Source organism: Pseudomonas sp. GM60 (assembly GCF_000282415.1).
Taxonomy (GTDB): domain Bacteria; phylum Pseudomonadota; class Gammaproteobacteria; order Pseudomonadales; family Pseudomonadaceae; genus Aquipseudomonas; species Aquipseudomonas migulae.
The window spans coordinates 48,881-66,002 of record NZ_AKJI01000027.1 but is presented as its reverse complement, the minus strand read 5'-3'; the positions used below and the strand labels follow the sequence as shown (position 1 = coordinate 66,002).

Genomic DNA, 17,122 nt, shown 5'->3' with positions numbered 1-17,122 from the left:
ATCCTCCTGCCGAAGTTTCAGTGTGTTTCTGGCGGCTTTACGGCGATTTCCCTGGCTCAGCCTTGCTCGCTTCAGCGTCAGCGTTCGCTTTGGATTTGATAAAAGCGATCAGGGCGTTCAGCTCCTTGTCGCTCGGCGTGAAGGGCGGCATGACGGCTGCGTAGCCCTTGACGATTTTGGCAGCGGGATTGAGAACCGACTCTTTCAAATAGCCCTCATCAACCTTGATGCTCGTACCGTCGGCAAGGGTTTCTGCCTTGCCATACAGGCCCTGCCAACCGGGGCCGATACCCTTGCTGCCATCGACACTGTGGCAGGCCAGACAACCGAGCGACTGCGCCAGCCGCTGTCCCTGTGCCACCAGATCGTCACCTGAGCCCGACACGTCGCCGGTAGACGGTTCTTCGGCTGGCTGCCCGGCACCCAGCGATTTGATCAGGGCGATGAGAGCAGCCAATTCATCATCCTTGAGAGTATAGGCCACCATCACCGGCGGGTAGCCTTGCACCAGGCGGGCCTTCGGATCGAGGATCGACTCTTTGAGGTAAGCCTCATCGACCTGCACGCTGCTGCCATCGGCGAGTTGTTCGGTGCGGCCATACAAGCCCTTCCATCCCGGGCCGAGACTGGCACTGCCATCCTGGCTATGGCAGGCATGGCAGCCGTATTGCTCGACCAGTTGGCGGCCTTTTTCCAGCACGCTGTCCCGACCGGGCCTGGCGGCCGTGGTCAATGTCTGCGCAAAGGTCGGTTGGCTGCCCAGCCATTGAGCGAAGGCGGCCTGGTCTACCACGATCATATTGCCGCGCATGTTGTAATGACCGACACCGCAATACTCGGCACACAGCACTTCATACTTGCCCATGACAGTTGGCGTAAACCAGAAGTACGACACCATTCCCGGCACCATGTCCATCTTGCTGCGAATCTGCGGTATATAAAAATTGTGCAGAACATCTTTGGAACGCAACAAGACTTTCACCGGCTGATCGACCGGCAGACGAACTTCATTACTTCTGACTATTACATCATCCTGTCCAACAGGGTCCTTGGGATCAAGACCGAGTGAATTGACCGAATCAACAAACTTGATATCCGACTTCCCCAACTTCCCGTCCTGCCCCGGAAAACGAAAAGCCCATTGCCATTGCTGGGCGACCACCTCAAGTTCATACGCATTTTTGGGTACCCGGATGAAATCGTTATAAACAACAAGACCTGGCGCCAACATCCCGGCAATCCCGATCGACGTCACGACAATCAGCCAGAATTCCAACCGTTTATTTTCTGGCTGGTAGGCGGCCCTGACGCCCTCCTTGTGACGGAAACGCATGACGGCCACCGCCATGAACACGGTGATGGCGATGAAAAATATCCCGCTGATGACCAGCGTGATGAACAGCGTGGTGTCTATTGAACCCCAATTGGAAGCGGGTGGTGCCGCATGCCAGGGCGCTAATAAATGGAAGAGCACGGATGCAATAACGATCAGGACAAGAATAATTGCCATTGCCATTTTGCCTTCTTCCTATTCCTGTCACTCATTGGCATGCATAAGCATCCCCACAGAACAGCAGCGTCTAATCACGACTCATCCGACGCCAAAACAGGCTGACCCAATACCACCTTTCGTCGTGGCAAAGTTCGCTGGAAGTATAGTTCATGGGCGCTACAGACGCTGTTACTACAAGGCCCGCGCACCTGGATATTCCAACTTTGGCATCATGCTGATTACTTAAAACCTATTCGCTATATCTAACTGTCTCTATTCAGTAACACCCCTTCAGACTAATAAGGCGCGCAGAGACATCGAGTAAGCGAAACGCGGTGGCCAGCTATAATTAGTATCTGTGTTACGCAGGCAGGGATCGGCTGAAAATGCCACTGAAGACGGTCCTTGCCGGGTATAGCGGTCAGACCCATGACGGCTAAGAGCTACAACGTCCAGCCGTCCACAACGGAGATTTCGTCATGAGTGCCTTGACGATCGAAGGCTGGTGCAAATTCAACGGCGCGCAAAAATCGACCCCCATAGGTGAAATCCATTTTTACGTCGATGGCCCCCTCCATCGGGGCCTGGAGCAGGCTGAAGAACGCTTGCAGGAGACCCATGAAAAGGAAGCCATGGTTGACGTCGACATGAGCACACTGGAGTTGATCTTGCCAGGGGGCTACGGGCCTTTGTCCGACTGCCAGATGCGCGTCTATATCCACAACGAGCGCGGTCAGTTTCATCTGGTGGGACATCGAGCGAGTGATGGCTGCCTGATCTACAGCAACGCGGTTTTGGTTGATCAGTTGATTGATTAGCGGCTAAGGGATTTTCGGTCCTCAAATGCGCGGAAGGGGCGGACGAAAAGAGTGGCGTCTGCCCCCTGCTTCATCAACGCGTCGCGACGATAAGGTGTCGGGTGGGGCATAGGAATAAATTAACGTTTTCACATAAAGTCGATGCTTTGTTAGCGTTTTTCTCGGGCCAGTAAAGGTTTTTTATGGGCGGGACTTGTTGGGACACTGACACTTCATCCTGAACGGCCAATCAACACCTGAAAAACCAGGGGTCAAGTACACGAATACTGGTGGCCAAAAAGTGGCCAATAGCTGAATAGGCAAGGTCCTACACGACACTGGGAATTGTCCGTAGACTTGTCCATTGCTGTGCCTTTGTCATGAGACCTATAGTCCGAACGCGCCCAAATGGCGTATCGGGTTTGGCGACTCGATAGCAAGGTACAGAAACCTCCGAGCCCGCTCGGAGCTTTTCTGAACGCACGCGGCTACCTGCTTTTTGGTGGCTGTGCGTGGGAGACCTTCGGGTCTGCCGGTTTGTGCCTTGTCCGGTTCGCCAACCCGCGTACAGCTGCCACCCATTGTTTGGCGACAACGAGTGGTGGAAGACATAACTTCACTTCAAGGTAATCACTCATGAACGAATATATGGCTTTAATCAGCAACGCCGACGACCTCCCCACCTTCTACGTAAACACCACCCAACCGCTGCATTCCCTTCTCAGCTCCGCCCGCTACAGAATCGGCGCGGTAACGCAGGTCCTGGAAAACCTCGCGATGCGTGGTGAAATATCCACTGACTCGGTGATTCTCAGCGACTTTGCATTGCTCTGCGCCATACCGCTGCGCGATGGCTGCGACGTGATGGATGTCATCGCACGACGTATGGATGCGGAACCGTCCTGACGCTAAACAGCGGCGCCTTTCGGGGCGCCCTTTGCGTTTTTAGCGTCAGTAACTGGATCAGCAGGAGAGCAGTGAACATGCTTTATCCGATAGCGATTTCAATTGGCGATGGCAAACACGCGTGGGGCGTGGATATCCCGGATGTCCCAGGTTGTTTTTCCGCAGGCGAAGATCTGGACGATGCAGTGGCTATGGCGCGCGAAGCCATTCAGGGTCATTTCGAAATACTGGCTGAAAACGGTTTACCGATTCCACCTGCCAGCAAAATCACGCTGCACACAGCCAATCCGAAGTACGCTGAATGTGTCTGGGAAGAAGTAGAGATCTCCATATCCAACGTTCAACGCTGAGCACTTCGGCGCCCCACGTATAGTTTCCGTATAGATCCCCACCAGCCAGTAAAGAAGCCGTAGCGCCCCCTCAAACCCGACAAAAAACCACCTACCCTGCCCTCTCACCTTTCACGCAGAGATCAGCATGGACAATTCAGAGTTGGGGCTCATGATCATTTCAATGATCGGGTTATTCGGCTTTGCGTCGTTTCTTTTCGATTACTTGAGCACCAAGCGAAGGGACAGATGACGTTCAGCGTTATCCGTCCCTTTTCCGCACTTAGCGGGTGGCGACGATGAACAATCGCGGGAACGGCAGCAGCACTGAACCATCGCTCAGCGTCGGGTACGCCTGCTCGATAGCGGCGTGATATTGCTTGAGGTATTGCGCCTTTTCCGCGTCATCCAGCGGTTCGAGAAACGGCCGCAAGCCGCTGCCCTTGAACCACTCGACCACGCCCGACGCGCCGCCCGCCAGCGGATGATGGTAGGTGGTGCGCCACACATCGACGCGCGCGCAGTGCGGTCGCAGCATCGAGTAATAGTCGCTGGCACTGGCCATTTCTGTGCGTTGCCCGGCGGCGTCCGCCAATTTGCTGGCCCACGGGCCATCGGCAGCAACTTCGCGCATCAGGCGATGGGACGGTTCGTTGAGGTTGTCCGGCATCTGAATCGCCAGGCTGCCAGCGGGAGAAAGCTTGCTCACCAGAGCCGGCAGCAAATTCGCGTGATCGGGCAACCACTGCAACACCGCGTTGGCAAAGATCACGTCGAACGGGCCGCTCTCGTTCCAGGTGCCGATATCCACGGTGTCGAACTGCACCTGCGGCAAGCGCTTGCGGGCGGCTTCGATCATGTCGGTCGAACTGTCGACGCCACGCACCGTGGCACTGGTGAAGCGCTCCACCAGCAGCTCGGTCGAGTTGCCGGGGCCGCAACCGATGTCGATGGCCGAGCGGGCGTCAACGGGCGGGATCGCCGCGAGCAGATCCCGGGCCGGGCGCGTGCGTTCATCTTCAAAAGCGACGTATTGCTTGGCGGACCAACTCATTGCGTTCTCCTGTCGAATCGTTGTCCGGGCCTGGGCCTACAACCGGTTCGCTACGATACCTCGCCCCACGCATCCCTCCCTATCCGACTTTTGGATGTTCTAAGGCTATGCAGGTCGTTTCTTATCGCCAAATGATCAGAATCCATAACCAGATCGACCGTTCGTCGAGCCACCACCAAAGCAGTTTTGACAGCCTGATATTCACTTCTATAGTCCAATCGCGGCCCGTCGGAAGGAACCCGAACCCGTTGGTTTGTACTCAAGGAGCAAGGCCAGCTCATGCCCGTGACAGGTGGGTTCCGTCCGTAGTGTTTGCGCAACGACCGCAAGGCAAGCAAGCGTTGTTGAGCCTGGAAAGATGCCAGGCATTCACTATGAACAAGGAGTTTCACTATGTCTCGAGTCACGGATGTACTGGTTTCCATCGACACCGAAACCATTCTGAAAAACTACCCGAACATCAGCAAAAACCCAGCTGCACCAACGCTGATCGACGTCAATCACGTGTACATGGTGACCAACCAGAACAACGTGGTGAGCGGCCAGGCCGGTGGCGAACTCAACTTGAAAGCTCAGGTGGGCGATCTGATACGCTGGCGTGAAACCAGCCTGTCGCAGAGCTTCGAGACAGCGGTGATTTTCTACAAGTTCGTCGGCAATATCGGCCTCGACTTGATCTCCACACCCACGCCACGCAAGGCTGTCGCCTGCGTAGCCGTGCCCAACACCAGCAATCCATCAGTGCCCAGCTGCCAGAAAGTCGATAACCATTACTGGTCTTCGGAAACCCTGTCCAGCGGCAGCGTGACGTATCACTTCCACTTCCTGATCGTGGATCGCGAGTGCAAGATTGTCGGCTGCTGTTCGTGGGACCCATTCATTACCATCCGCAACTGACGAGCGTCAGGCCCCTTGGTAACGAGGGGCTTTTGCTGACTGCGTTGCCGCCTCGACAGGAACGGAATGCCTTGCATAAACCGAAGCGGCTACCGTCAAGTGTCACCATCATGAAAGGAATCCATGATGACTTCCGAACCGATCAAATCTCCTTCCTCAAGCGTCGCGACTGCCAACAATGTGTTGCTGATCGTCGATGCCGAATCACTGCTTCTACGCTACCCGGACCCGAGTCTTGAGGCGGACAATCCGACCCCCATTTCCGATGGATTCGTCTTCAGCATCAACGGATCGTCAGAACCACAAAGTACAACAAATGACAGCCTGATCACGTTGACCGCTGGCGGCGATGCGACTTTCCATATCCGCGGAAGAACCGTCAGCTTGCTCGCTGAGCACAGCGTGGTGTTTTACGAGATGTCTGTGGGTGACGCCGGCGTATTGTCGACGCCGGAACTGGTGGTGCGGGGCGACCTCACAGTGCCGGCACCCGCCCCTGAAAACCCGACTGAACCGGGTACTCACCAAGCCGATGATCATTATTGGGCATGCACCCGACTCGCCGCCGGGGTCGAGGCGTGTGAGCTGCATTTCATGCTGGTTGATAAAAACTGCGAGGCGTTGGGGTATTTCAGCTGGGCGGTTGAAATAAGGGTGCCCTGATCTGTAGGAGCCGGCTTGCTGGCGATGGCATCACCGCGGTTAATCAGCCACACCGCGTTGTCCGGATCGCCAGCAAGCCGGCTCCTACAGAAAGCGCGTCAGCAATCTGCTTGCAGCTCCCTGGCCATTTGCAGGTGGTTCTGCAGTTTGGGCAGGGTTTCTTCAGCGAAGGCTTTGATTTCCGGTACGTCCGTGCTCTGCGCCTCCTGCTCCAGTTGTTCGATGGCTTCCTGCGTGGTTTTCACCTGGCTGGCGGCGTATGCCTGATCAAAAGAATCGCCCTCCTGCACTTGCGGCATCAAGGCTTTGGCCTTGTCGACCACCTCTTCCCGTGGCGCTACCGGCAGGTCCAGTTGCCTGGCGATTTTTGCCAGGTGCTGGTTCGCGGTGGTGCGGTCGTTGATGACGATGATGGTGAAGTCCTTGATCTCTTTGGATTCGGACTTCTGGTGCGCCAGGCGACTGGCTTCGATGTCGGCCATGCCTTTGGCCGAGGCATCGTTGATGAATTCGGCGGGGGACTGGGCAAAGGCACTGCTGGCACACAGGCCCAGTAACGTGGCAAATCCGGTGCTGCATAATCGGGTGGCCATCTGGCTCATGGTCGCGCCCTCCTCTCTATAAATTCAAACGGGAGCTTTCGCTCCCGCCTCTCAATCAAAACCACTTTCACCACTACTTGGATTTCTGGCCACCTTTGCGGCCCATGTCGGGTTTCAAAGGTTCTTTATCGACAGTCGTGGTGGTCGTTTTCCCACCTTTGCGACCGGCTTCAGACGCCTTCGTTCGATCGTTGGCGAAACTTCCCGAGTTCGAGTTTCTTGAGTTAGGCATGATTCTCTACCTCTTGGTGATGATCGCAGCGAGCAGGAGCCCGCATAGGATCTGAATTTCCATCACCGCAAAGGTTTAAAAAAAAACGGGATCGACGCGACGAACGGTGCCGTGGTTTTCAGGCCCCGAGCCGCAGGTGATGCTGGCGTTTGGCTGTGTACATCGCCTCGTCGGCATGGCGGAACAATTGCTTTTCTTCTGTGCCATGCTCGGGGAAATGCGCGACGCCGATGCTCAATTGAATGTTCAGGCTGTGCCCATCCAGCCGCAGCGGTTGCGCGAGGATATGACGGATTTTGCCCGCCACGCTGTCGGCATCTTCCGAGGCCTGGATGCTGTGCAGCAGCACCACGAACTCATCGCCGCCGATACGCGCCACGGTGTCGGTTTCACGCACGCAGCCTTTCAGGCGATTGGCGACCGCTTGCAGCAGCATGTCGCCGACTGCATGGCCGTGGGTGTCGTTGACTTCCTTGAAGCGGTCGAGGTCGACGTACAACAGCGCCATGCGCCCGCTTTCCGACTTGGCCAGTGCCAGTGAGGCTTTCAGCCGGTCCCGGAGCAACTCGCGATTGGGCAGTTGGGTCAGTTGATCGTATTGGGCCATGCGCTGCAGCCGGGCATGCAACTGCTTGCGCTCAATGGCGGTGGCGACCTGGGCACACACGTACTGCAACAGTTCCTTGTCTTGCTCGGTGTAGCGCTCGCCGCCCGCCACACTTTTGACGATCAGCGCGCCGATGGTGCCTTTCTGAGAGTTCAACGGCACGCCCAGCCAGCACGGCGAATGCTGGCCCGTGACCAGTGCCTCGAATCCGGCGGGGGTGTTTTCCTGATTCGGGGTCAGCAGGATCGGTTGACCGCTGCGGATTACTTCGGCACACAAGCGTCCGGTCACCGTTCCAGGCTGTTCGGGTTGCTGCTCGTTGTCGTCGACGTGGTAAGGGAAATTGAGCTGCGCGCAATGCTCGTCATACAGCGCCACGGAGAAGTTCAGCGCCGGCAGCCATTCACCGATGATCAGGTGGATGCGTTTGAACAACGCCAACAAATCTTCCGCCGCGTGGGCCGCTTCGGAAATTGCGTACAGCGCCGCTTGTCGGGACTCGGCCTGCTTGCGTTCGGTGATGTCACGGGCCACGGCGATGCGCAGTTGATCGACTTCCGACCAGCGTGCGGACCACAGGATGTGCACCACCCGGCCATCCTTGCGCACGTAGCGGTTTTCGAAGTTGAGTTTGGGGTCGCCGCCCATGATCTCCCGCGCGGCGTCGAGGGTGCGCTGGCGGTCGGCGGGATGCACCAGTTCGATCATCGGCTGGCCGACCAACTCGTCAGGCGTGTAGCCGAAAATGCGCTCGCAGGCCGCGCTGACAAAAACGAAGCGACCCTGTTTATCGACCGCGCAAACGGCGTCCAGCAGTAGATCGATGTAACTCGCCGACGGCGCGGAATTTCTGGTTGCCATGGTGCAGAGAGCATGTCCGAACAATGCAGCAATAAAGAACCATCCCTGACCAGTGATGATGCCGCTGACGCGTCCCTGCGATCAGTTTCAAGCCTTGTTCGGCATCAGCCCCGGCAAGGCATGCACCAGGGCGTTGATGGCGAAACCGATAAACATCACCCCGCACAACCGGGTGATCGCCAGTTCATGCCGTTGATACAGGCTGCGCACCTGCCGTGCACCGACGATGCCAATGAGGATAGCGTAGGCGATCAAACCGCCAACGAAGCTCAGAACGATCAGCCAGGGCAACATCGACCAATGCAGCAGTTCCGCACGGCTGGACAGCAACGCCGTAAAAGTCGCCACCGCCACCGGATAGGCTTTCGGATTGGTCAGACCGAACAGAATGCCGTGCCAGAACGGCTGCCGCGCCGGGCCTTGCGGCACTTCGGCGCTGCTGCGTTTGGCCCGCACTGCGCGCAAACCGAGCCAGAAAAGATAGAGCCCGCTGAGCACGCCCAACACGTCAAACGCGGTGCTGCCGATTTCCCGCGCACCGACAATCGCGATCAGCGCGGTGCTGCACCAGACCAAGTCCCCGAGCAAATGCCCGCACAAAAAGCCTGCCCCTGCCCTTCGTCCACGCGCTGCACCAATACCGAACACCGCCAAAACGCCGGGCCCGGGCGTGATGCCGTAGATAAAGCCCGAGGCGAGAACGGCCATTAGCAGCGATGGGGTCATCGGGAAATCCTTTTGTACTATCCGGTGAATGGGCGCAAGTCTATATCAGGTCCCGGGGAATCGACTGACTGATCGTCGAAGAACTTCATTCCTGCGTACGGCCGCTGACGACAGGCGGCCAATCGCGACGCCAGGTCGCCGACATGGGCTTCGAGCTTGTGGCCGTCGGGGTCGAGGAAGTAGAACGACGCGCCTTCGCTGCGGTTTTCGCGCCATTCGCGGACGTTGGCGGCTCGAAGACGTTCGACGAATGGCGGGAAGCCGGATGCGCTGATGCTGAAGGCGTAATGGGTGTAGTCGGTGGCGGGCTCGGTGTTGCGTTGCGGATCGAGGGAAAGGCACAACCACAGGCCGGGTAGCGAGAGATAGGCGCCGGAGTCCCATGTGGCTTCGAGCTGAAGCTGCAGGATGTCGCGATAGAACGCCACGCTGCGGTTCAGGTCGGTGACGGCGAGGGTCAGGTGGTTGAGGCCGGTTAGCAATCTGATTACCTCGAACGTCGAAAGACAGGCTGTGCAATATCTCCTCCTCAATCCGCTCATACAACCCGTTCAACGTCTGATCCAGGACCAGATTTCTTGTATGAGCTAGCTTGCTGGCGATTGCGGTCTGAGATTGCAATGCGGTTTTCGAGGGACTCATCGCCAGCAAGCCGGCTCCTACAGGGCTGTGTACTTCCCTAAAATTTGTCGAGTGTGCGCAGTTTTTGCGGCAGCCCCCACAACAACAGCGCAACCGCGATCAGCGCGCAGACGCCGATGACGTACAGCGCCGGTGTGGTGCTGCCGGTCAGGTCTTTGATGCGCCCGACCATGACCGGGCTGACGATGCCGCCGAATTGGCCGAGGGTGTTGATCACCGCGATCCCGCCCGCAGCCCCTGCGCCGGCACCGGCCAGCAGTTTCGGTGGCAGGGTCCAGAAGCTCGGAATCGAGGCGATGATCCCGGCGCCGAGCAAACCCAGCGCGACGATCAGGAAAGTCGTGTGGTTGGCGAAGATCCCGGCACAGAAGAACCCTAGCGCGCCCACCGCCACCAGCCCGGCGACGAACTTGCGCCGCTCGCCGGTCGAGTCGGACAACCGCCCGATCACCACCATGCTGATAGCGCCGCAGATGTACGGAATCGCGGTCAGCAAACCGATCATCACCGGGCTCTCGGTGCCTGCACTGCGGATCAGTTGCGGTGCCCAGAAGTTCAAGCCGTAGGACGCCACCTGAATCAGGAAGTAGATCAGGCCCAGCGTGAGAAAACCGGGAATCCGCAGCGCGGCGAGCAGCGAGCCACCGCTCTTGTGCGGTTCGTGGTGGGCGATGCGGCTGGCCAGCAACGTCTTCTCCGACGGTGTCAGCCAATGGGCGTCTTCGATGCGGTCCTTGAGCAAGGTCAGCACCAGCAAACCGAGGCCGATGCAGGGCACGCCGCCGAGCAGAAACAGCCAATGCCAGCCGCGCATGTCCAGGAAACCATCGAGGTGTTGCAGCACCAGCCCGGAGAACGGTGCACCGACCAGCCCGGCAAATGCTGATGACAGGAACAGCATCGAGGTGATGCGCCCACGATAATGCTGCGGGAACCACAGCGTCAGGTAATACAGCACGCCCGGCGCAAAACCCGCTTCCATCGCGCCGATCACGAAGCGCAGCGCGTAGAACTGCCATTCGCTGTTGACGAAGACCATCGCCGCCGTCGCAAGGCCCCAGGACATCATGATTCGGGCGATCCAGCGCCGGGCGCCGACCTTGTACAGCATCATGTTGCTCGGCACTTCGAAGATCACATAGCCGACCACGAACAGCCCGGCGCCGAGGCCGTACGCGGTGTCGCTCAGGCTCAGGTCGGCCTGCAACTGGAACTTGGCGAAGCTGATGTTGATACGGTCGAAAAAGGCGAACAGGTAGCAGACCATGATCAGCGGCATCAGGCGCCAGGCGACTTTGCTGACCAGGGCTTTTTCTTCGTCGTGGCTAACGGACGGGCTCGCGCCCGCCTCCAGTACATTGAGGCTCATGCTGTTTCTCCAGGCGGACTTCCCGTGGGTGTCCGATTGTTTTTGTTGTCTGGTGGATATCGCTTTTTTGTAGGAGCCGGCTTGCTGGCGATAGCGGTGGTTCAGGCAGCATCCATGTTGGATGGACGGGCCCTATCGCCAGCAAGCCGGCTCCTACAGGGGGATTTGTGTGGTCAGGAGGGGCTTGGGTGCAGGTCGCAATTGCGGCCGGCCTTGGCCAGTTGGCCGGGGACTTCGTGGCCGAGCAGCGCGGGTAATCCTCGCGACAAGTTCAACAACAATGGCAGATCGATGCCGGTATGAATGCCGATTTCATCGCACAGGTTGACCAGGTCTTCGGTGCAGATATTGCCCGAGGCGCCGGGTGCGAACGGGCAACCACCGAGCCCGCCGAGGGCCGCGTCGAAGCGTCGGGCACCCGCCTCGTAAGCCGCCAGCACGTTGCACAAGCCGAGGCCGCGGGTGTTGTGGAAATGCAGGGTCAAATCCGCAGGTGAAACCCGCTGCAACACCCGCCGTACCAGCCGATCCACCTGCCGCGGATTGGCCATGCCAGTGGTGTCGGCCAGGGTGATGCCCTGAATTCCAAGCTCCTGATATTCATCGACGATTTGCAGCACGCGGTCCTCATCGATCTTGCCCTCGAACGGGCAACCGAAAGTGGTGGCGATGCTGCCGTTCAATCGCACCTTGGTGTCACCCACGTATTGCACGATTTCGCCGAACGCAGCCAATGAAGCTTCGCAACGCATGCGCATGTTGGCCAGGTTGTGAGTCTGGCTGGCGGACATCACCAGATTCAGCTCATCGGCGCGGCACGCCAACGCCCGTTGCGCGCCCTTGAGGTTGGGGATCAACGCGACATAGATCACCCCCGGTTGGCGGGTGATGCCCTTGAACACCAGCTCGCCATCGCGCAGGGCGGGAATGGCTTTGGGCGACACGAACGAGCCGGCTTCGATGCGGCTGAATCCAGCCAGTGACAGCTGATCGATCAACGCGATTTTGTCGACCGTTTCCACCCAGGTCGGCTCTATCTGCAAGCCGTCGCGCGGGGAGACTTCCTGAACGATCAGGGTCTCGGAAAAATCAGTGATCATTGCACAACCCCTTGGGTTTTCAGGCGTTCGATGTCCGCATCCGTCAGGCCCAGCCCCGCAAGAATCCCGTCGGTGTGCTGGCCCAGGCCCGGCCCCGACCAATTCACGCCGCCGGGGGTTTCGGAAAGTTTGGGCACGATGCCCGGCATCTTCACTTTCGCGCCGCCGGGCAGGTCGGCGCTGAGCAACATGTCCCGCGCCTGATAGTGCGGGTCGGCGACGATGTCGGCCACGGAATAGATGCGCCCGGCCGGTACTTCAGCGGCTTCCAGTGCCGCCAGCACGTCATCGATGGGCAGGCTGCTGGTCCAGTGGGTGATGGCGGCGTCGAGCACATTACTTTTCAATGCGCGGCCATCGTTGTGAGCGAACTCTGGCGCTTCGGCCAGATCGCGGCGACCGATCACCTCCATCAAACGCTTGTAGATCGGGTCGCTGTTACCGGCGATCACCACGTAGGCGCCATCGGCCGTCAGGTAGGTGTTGGACGGCGCGATGCCCGGCAAGGCACCGCCGCTGCGTTCACGGACATGACCGAGCATGTCGTATTCCGGCACCAGGCTTTCCATGACATTGAACACGCTTTCAGCCAGCGACACGTCGACCACTTGCCCCCCGCCCTGCCCGGTCTTGACCCGCAGCAGCGACATCAACGCACCGATCACCGCGTGCAAAGACGCCAGGGAATCGCCAAGGCTGACACCGACCCGCGCCGGCGGCGAACCGGGGGTGCCGGTGGTGTAGCGAATGCCGCCCATGGCCTCGCCGATCGCGCCGAAACCCGGACGGTCGCGGTAAGGGCCGGTCTGGCCGTAACCGGAGATGCGTACCAGCGTCAGGTTGGGATTGAGCGCATGCAGCACGTCCCAGCCCAGACCGAGTTTTTCCAGGGCGCCGGGGCGCAGGTTTTCGATCAACACGTCGGCGCTGGTCGCCAGTTGCTTGACCAGTTCGATGCCTTCGGGGGATTTCAGGTTCAGCGCCAGAGACTTCTTGTTGCGCGATTGCAGGTACCACCACAGCGAGGTGCCTTCGTGCAGTTTGCGCCATTTGCGCAGGGGGTCGCCCTGGCCCATGGCTTCGATCTTGATCACTTCGGCGCCGAACTCGGCGAGCATGCGGGCGGCGAACGGCGCGGCGATCAGCGTGCCGATTTCGATCACTTTGATTGCGCTCAGGGGGGCAGTCATCGCGGGGTACCTCTTATTCTTGGAATATGCGCCAAGGCTAGAGGAGCGAGGGGAATGGAATCCAACCTTCAGTTGGCAACGGGCGTTCGCCAAACGCGAACGGTCGGTAGAGGAATTGCCGCGACCTCAGGTCAGTCTTCGCGGGCGAGCCTCGCTCCTACAGGTTTGCGAGATCCCTGTAGGAGCGAGGCTTGCCCGCGAAGGCGCCGGACCTGCCAACAATAATCTCAACCCTGCCCGCGCAACTGCTCAAACAACATCCGGCTCACCGGCGACAACGCTGCTTCATCGCGCACGACGATGATCAACGCCCGATCCGACCAGTCATCCGTCAACGGCACCGCATGCAACCCCAGCGCCCGGCCAAACAACTCGTAAGCCTTCTGCGGCAAAATCCCGATGCCCATGTTGGCCTGGACCATCCGGCACATCGCATCGAACCCCGGCACATGAATCCGCAGCCGCAGCACTTTGCCCGCCTGACGCGCGGCTGCGTGGGTGCGCATGTTGATGGAACTGGCGGCGTGCAGGCCGACGTAATCGCTGTCCAGCGTATCGGCGAACGCCAGGCTGGAACGGCTGGCCAAGGGATGATCCGGCAGCATCAGCACCACCAGTTTGTCCTGGCGATACAGCACGCTGTGCAGACCTTTCACATCGCTGTCGCTGGAACAGATCCCGAGGTCCGCCACGCCATCCAGCACCCCTTGAATCACCCCGCTGCTGGGGCGTTCTTCGAGGTCGGTCTTGACCTGCGGATGACGTTCGGAAAAGTCCCGCAAGTCTTCCGGCAGGAATTGAATGATCGCCGACAGGTTGGCGAGCATCCGCACATAGCCGCGAATACCGTGGCTGTGCTCGCCCAACTCCAGGCCCATTTTCTCGACGTTGAACAACATCTGCCGAGCGTGGTGCAACAGGGTTTCGCCGGCCGGTGTCAGGGTCATGCCTTTGGCCTGACGCACAAACAGACTGATGCCCAGCGCCTCCTCCAACTCCATCAACCGCTTGCTCGCCGCCGACACCGCAATCGCTTCGCGCGCAGCGGCACGGGTCAGCGTGCCTTCTTCGTGGACGGCGACGAACAACTGAAGGGTCATCAGATCGAGACGGCGGATCAGGCTTTTTTGCAACATGGAGGGCTCGATGGTTTTGGGGGTGGCGGAGTCGGGAGGATATCGCCATTGAGGTCTGGCAACACAAAACCATGGACGATTCGTCCGCGACCGGTCACCTCGGTATAGTCTTGCCGCAATCAAAACGCCCGACTGAAAACATCACCCAAGGCTTTCCATGAAGAGCAGCACCACCCTCCTCGTCACCTGCAGCACGGTTTTTCTCGCGCAGTTAGGCATGAGCATTTACCTGCCGGCGCTGCCGGAGATGGCTCGGTATCTGTCTGCCGACGCCTCGCAGGTTTCGTGGGGACTGGCCGTGTATCTGATCGGAATGGCGCTGCCGATGCTGTTCTGGGGCAGCCTTGGTCAGCGCATCGGCCGAAAACCGGTGCTGCTGGCGGCGCTTGGTATTTATGGGGTGGGCAACCTTGCGCTGCCCTTGGGCCAGACGCTGGAATCCTTTCTCTTTTTCAGACTGGCTCAGGGCATCGGCGCCAGCGGAATTTCGGTCATGGCCCGGGTGTTGATCCGTGACAGTTTTCGTGGCGACCTGTTGGCCAAAGCGCTGTCCTGGCTTTCGATTTCTTTCGTGGTGGCGCTGGGGATCGGCCAGTATCTGGGGTCGGTCATCCAGGTCGCGTTGGGCTGGCCGGCGATTTTCTACCTGCTGGGCAGTGTGAGTCTGTTGCTGGCGATGGTCGTGGCACGGGTCACGTTCCCGGTGCGGGTGGAAGACACTGTTCAGTCGTCCGCGTGGCCGAGCTATTGGCGCATTCTGCGTGATAGGGCCTTTCTGCTGCCGGCGCTCACCGGTGGGTTGGGTTATGGGGTGATCATCGCCTTCAACACCGCGGCGCCGCTGATTCTGCAAGGACCGTTCAACTGGTCGGCCGTGGAATACGGGCTGTTGGGCTGGCCCATTAGCGCGGGGTATTTTCTCGGGGCATTGGCGGTCAACGGTCTAGTGCTGCGCACCGGTCAGCGTCGGATGATGACGGCGGGGGTGGGGCTGGTGCTGGCCGGCAGTGCGGTAATGTTGCTGGGGAGCATCGCCGGCACTTCGATTGCGCTGTTGTTCTGGTTGCCCTACTGCGTAGCGGTGTTCGGCCAGTCGTTGAATTACCCGATCAGCCTGTCGCTGGCCAACGACGGTTCGCCGGTCGGCGGTGCGTATGCGATGGCGTTGAGCGGGTTCATCCATCAACTGATGGCTGCCGTCATCGGTGGTATCGCGAGCCTGATCGCCAGCCAGCAGGCATGGCCGTTGTCACTGTTATGCACGTTGCTGGCCCTGGGCGCGATGCTCTGCGTGATCATCGCGCCCGGCCGTAAAACCGCTTAGAACGCGCTGCGGAAAATCTCCTCGATCTGCCGCTGATCCGCCGCACGTGGGTTGGTCACGCCGCACGCGTCTTTCAAGGCGTTGCTGGCGAGCGTCGGGATGTCGTTGAGGCGGGCACCGAGTTCACGCAATCCGGCGGGGATTTCCACATCCCTGGCCAGGCTGCGGATCGCCGTGATGGCTGCCTGAGCGCCCTCTTCCGGGCTGAAGCCGCGAATATCGGCTCCCATTGCGTGGGCCACGTCGGTCAGGCGTTCGGCGCACACCAGCGCGTTGAAACTTTGCACATGCGGCAACAGCACGGCGTTACAGACGCCATGGGGCAAGTCGTAGAAACCACCCAACTGGTGGGCCATGGCATGCACGTAGCCAAGGGACGCATTGTTGAACGCCATGCCTGCGAGAAACTGTGCGTAAGCCATGTTTTCCCGCGCGGCCAGGTCGCTGCCATCGCGCACGGCCAGACGCAGGTTGCTGCTGATCAGCGTCATCGCCTTCAGCGCGCAGGCATCGGTGATCGGGTTGGCGGCGGTGGACACGTAGGCTTCGATGGCGTGGGTCAGCGCGTCCATGCCGGTGGCGGCGGTCAGGCTTTTGGGCATGGCGACCATCAGCGCCGGGTCGTTGACCGATAGCAGCGGCGTGACGTTGCGGTCGACGATGGCCATTTTCACGTGACGGGTTTCGTCAGTGATGATGCAGAAACGCGTCATCTCGCTGGCGGTGCCGGCGGTGGTGTTGATGGCGATCAACGGCAGTTGCGGCTTCTCGGATTGATCGACGCCTTCGTAGTCACGGATCTGCCCGCCATTGGTCGCGCACAACGCGATGCCTTTGGCGCAGTCGTGGGGCGAACCACCGCCCAGCGATACCACGAAATCACAGCGACTTTCCTTGAGCAGGCCCAGCCCGCTCTCGACGTTGGCGATGCTCGGGTTGGGCTTGGCGCCGTCGAAGATGACCGAGTCGATGTCTTTCATTGCCAGCCTTTCGGCGATCATCGCAGCCACGCCCGCCTTGGCCAGCCCGGCGTCGGTGACGATCAGCGCCTTTTTAAAACCGTACTTGCCGATGGCGTCCATGGCCTCGTCGAGGCAACCAATACCCATGATGTTCACGGCGGGGATGAAAAACGTGCTGCTCATGGCGAATCTCCAGGTCTGGGCCGTATCGGTGGTTCGATCCGGCGGATACC

The 17,122-nt window shown here is 59.4% G+C and carries 17 protein-coding genes and 1 pseudogene; 6 read left to right on the top strand and 12 right to left on the bottom strand.

Features of this window, described 5'->3' with window-relative positions; translation table 11 throughout:
* Nucleotides 1-37: 37 nt before the first annotated feature.
* Nucleotides 38-1,516 carry a cytochrome c oxidase subunit II gene (locus PMI32_RS23850; RefSeq protein ID WP_008025750.1) on the bottom strand — a complete coding sequence of 493 codons (1,479 nt, stop codon included), beginning with the start codon at nt 1,514-1,516 and terminating at the stop codon, nt 38-40.
* A gap of 455 nt (nt 1,517-1,971) precedes the next feature.
* Here PMI32_RS23850 and PMI32_RS23855 point away from each other — a divergent pair, with 455 nt between their 5' ends.
* The 3 genes and pseudogenes from PMI32_RS23855 to PMI32_RS23865 form a co-directional block, all read left to right on the top strand.
* A complete protein-coding gene (locus PMI32_RS23855; RefSeq protein WP_008025748.1) occupies nt 1,972-2,310 on the top strand; it encodes a hypothetical protein in 339 nt (112 codons plus the stop codon).
* Nucleotides 2,311-2,925: 615 nt separating this feature from the next.
* A complete protein-coding gene (locus PMI32_RS23860; RefSeq protein ID WP_008025747.1) occupies nt 2,926-3,195 on the top strand; it encodes a hypothetical protein in 270 nt (89 codons plus the stop codon).
* 77 nt (nt 3,196-3,272) lie between these two features.
* A pseudogene (locus PMI32_RS23865) lies at nt 3,273-3,530 on the top strand (type II toxin-antitoxin system HicB family antitoxin); the annotation flags it as partial.
* A gap of 277 nt (nt 3,531-3,807) precedes the next feature.
* Here PMI32_RS23865 and tam read toward each other — a convergent pair.
* The gene (tam, locus tag PMI32_RS23870) at nt 3,808-4,578 is read right to left on the bottom strand and encodes a trans-aconitate 2-methyltransferase (protein WP_008025743.1); all 771 of its coding nucleotides are present in this window, start codon (nt 4,576-4,578) and stop codon (nt 3,808-3,810) included.
* A gap of 393 nt (nt 4,579-4,971) precedes the next feature.
* On the opposite strand from tam, the gene PMI32_RS23875 reads away from it, so the two are divergent.
* Together PMI32_RS23875 and PMI32_RS23880 are read left to right on the top strand one after the other, a co-directional pair.
* Nucleotides 4,972-5,475 (top strand): inclusion body family protein, encoded by a 504-nt coding sequence (locus PMI32_RS23875; protein WP_008025740.1) that lies wholly within the window; start codon nt 4,972-4,974, stop codon nt 5,473-5,475.
* A 126-nt stretch (nt 5,476-5,601) separates the two neighbouring features.
* A complete protein-coding gene (locus PMI32_RS23880) occupies nt 5,602-6,138 on the top strand; it encodes an AidA/PixA family protein (protein WP_008025739.1) in 537 nt (178 codons plus the stop codon).
* 98 nt (nt 6,139-6,236) lie between these two features.
* Here the strand turns inward: PMI32_RS23880 and PMI32_RS23885 are convergent, their stop codons facing one another.
* The 9 genes from PMI32_RS23885 to PMI32_RS23920 all read right to left on the bottom strand — a co-directional run bounded on the left by PMI32_RS23885 (nt 6,237) and on the right by PMI32_RS23920 (nt 14,603).
* Nucleotides 6,237-6,740, bottom strand: coding sequence for a DUF4142 domain-containing protein (locus tag PMI32_RS23885; RefSeq protein WP_008025736.1), 504 nt, complete (start codon nt 6,738-6,740; stop codon nt 6,237-6,239).
* 73 nt (nt 6,741-6,813) lie between these two features.
* Nucleotides 6,814-6,972 carry a KGG domain-containing protein gene (locus PMI32_RS29550; protein ID WP_008025734.1) on the bottom strand — a complete coding sequence of 53 codons (159 nt, stop codon included), beginning with the start codon at nt 6,970-6,972 and terminating at the stop codon, nt 6,814-6,816.
* 118 nt (nt 6,973-7,090) lie between these two features.
* A complete protein-coding gene (locus PMI32_RS23890; RefSeq protein ID WP_008025733.1) occupies nt 7,091-8,440 on the bottom strand; it encodes a sensor domain-containing protein in 1,350 nt (449 codons plus the stop codon).
* 87 nt (nt 8,441-8,527) lie between these two features.
* Nucleotides 8,528-9,166, bottom strand: coding sequence for a LysE family translocator (locus PMI32_RS23895; protein WP_008025732.1), 639 nt, complete (start codon nt 9,164-9,166; stop codon nt 8,528-8,530).
* Nucleotides 9,167-9,183: 17 nt separating this feature from the next.
* The gene (gene fos / locus PMI32_RS23900) at nt 9,184-9,648 is read right to left on the bottom strand and encodes a fosfomycin resistance glutathione transferase (protein WP_008025731.1); all 465 of its coding nucleotides are present in this window, start codon (nt 9,646-9,648) and stop codon (nt 9,184-9,186) included.
* A 197-nt stretch (nt 9,649-9,845) separates the two neighbouring features.
* The gene (locus PMI32_RS23905) at nt 9,846-11,177 is read right to left on the bottom strand and encodes an MFS transporter (protein WP_008025730.1); all 1,332 of its coding nucleotides are present in this window, start codon (nt 11,175-11,177) and stop codon (nt 9,846-9,848) included.
* Nucleotides 11,178-11,350: 173 nt separating this feature from the next.
* Complete coding sequence (locus tag PMI32_RS23910; protein ID WP_008025727.1) at nt 11,351-12,277, bottom strand: hydroxymethylglutaryl-CoA lyase; 927 nt, start codon at nt 12,275-12,277, stop codon at nt 11,351-11,353.
* Nucleotides 12,274-13,467 carry a CaiB/BaiF CoA transferase family protein gene (locus PMI32_RS23915; RefSeq protein WP_008025725.1) on the bottom strand — a complete coding sequence of 398 codons (1,194 nt, stop codon included), beginning with the start codon at nt 13,465-13,467 and terminating at the stop codon, nt 12,274-12,276. Before PMI32_RS23915 ends, PMI32_RS23910 begins: the two co-directional genes overlap by 4 nt.
* A gap of 227 nt (nt 13,468-13,694) precedes the next feature.
* Nucleotides 13,695-14,603, bottom strand: a complete 909-nt coding sequence (locus PMI32_RS23920) for a LysR family transcriptional regulator (protein ID WP_008025723.1) — start codon at nt 14,601-14,603, stop codon at nt 13,695-13,697.
* Between the two features lie 157 nt (nt 14,604-14,760).
* Between PMI32_RS23920 and PMI32_RS23925 the strand changes: the two genes are divergently transcribed.
* Nucleotides 14,761-15,927, top strand: coding sequence for an MFS transporter (locus tag PMI32_RS23925; RefSeq protein WP_008025721.1), 1,167 nt, complete (start codon nt 14,761-14,763; stop codon nt 15,925-15,927).
* On the opposite strand, the gene yiaY is transcribed toward PMI32_RS23925, so the two are convergent.
* On the bottom strand, nt 15,924-17,072 hold the full coding sequence (gene yiaY / locus PMI32_RS23930) for an L-threonine dehydrogenase (protein WP_008025719.1): 1,149 nt from the start codon (nt 17,070-17,072) through the stop codon (nt 15,924-15,926). The two genes, PMI32_RS23925 and yiaY, sit on opposite strands and share 4 nt — an antisense overlap.
* Nucleotides 17,073-17,122 lie beyond the last annotated feature (50 nt).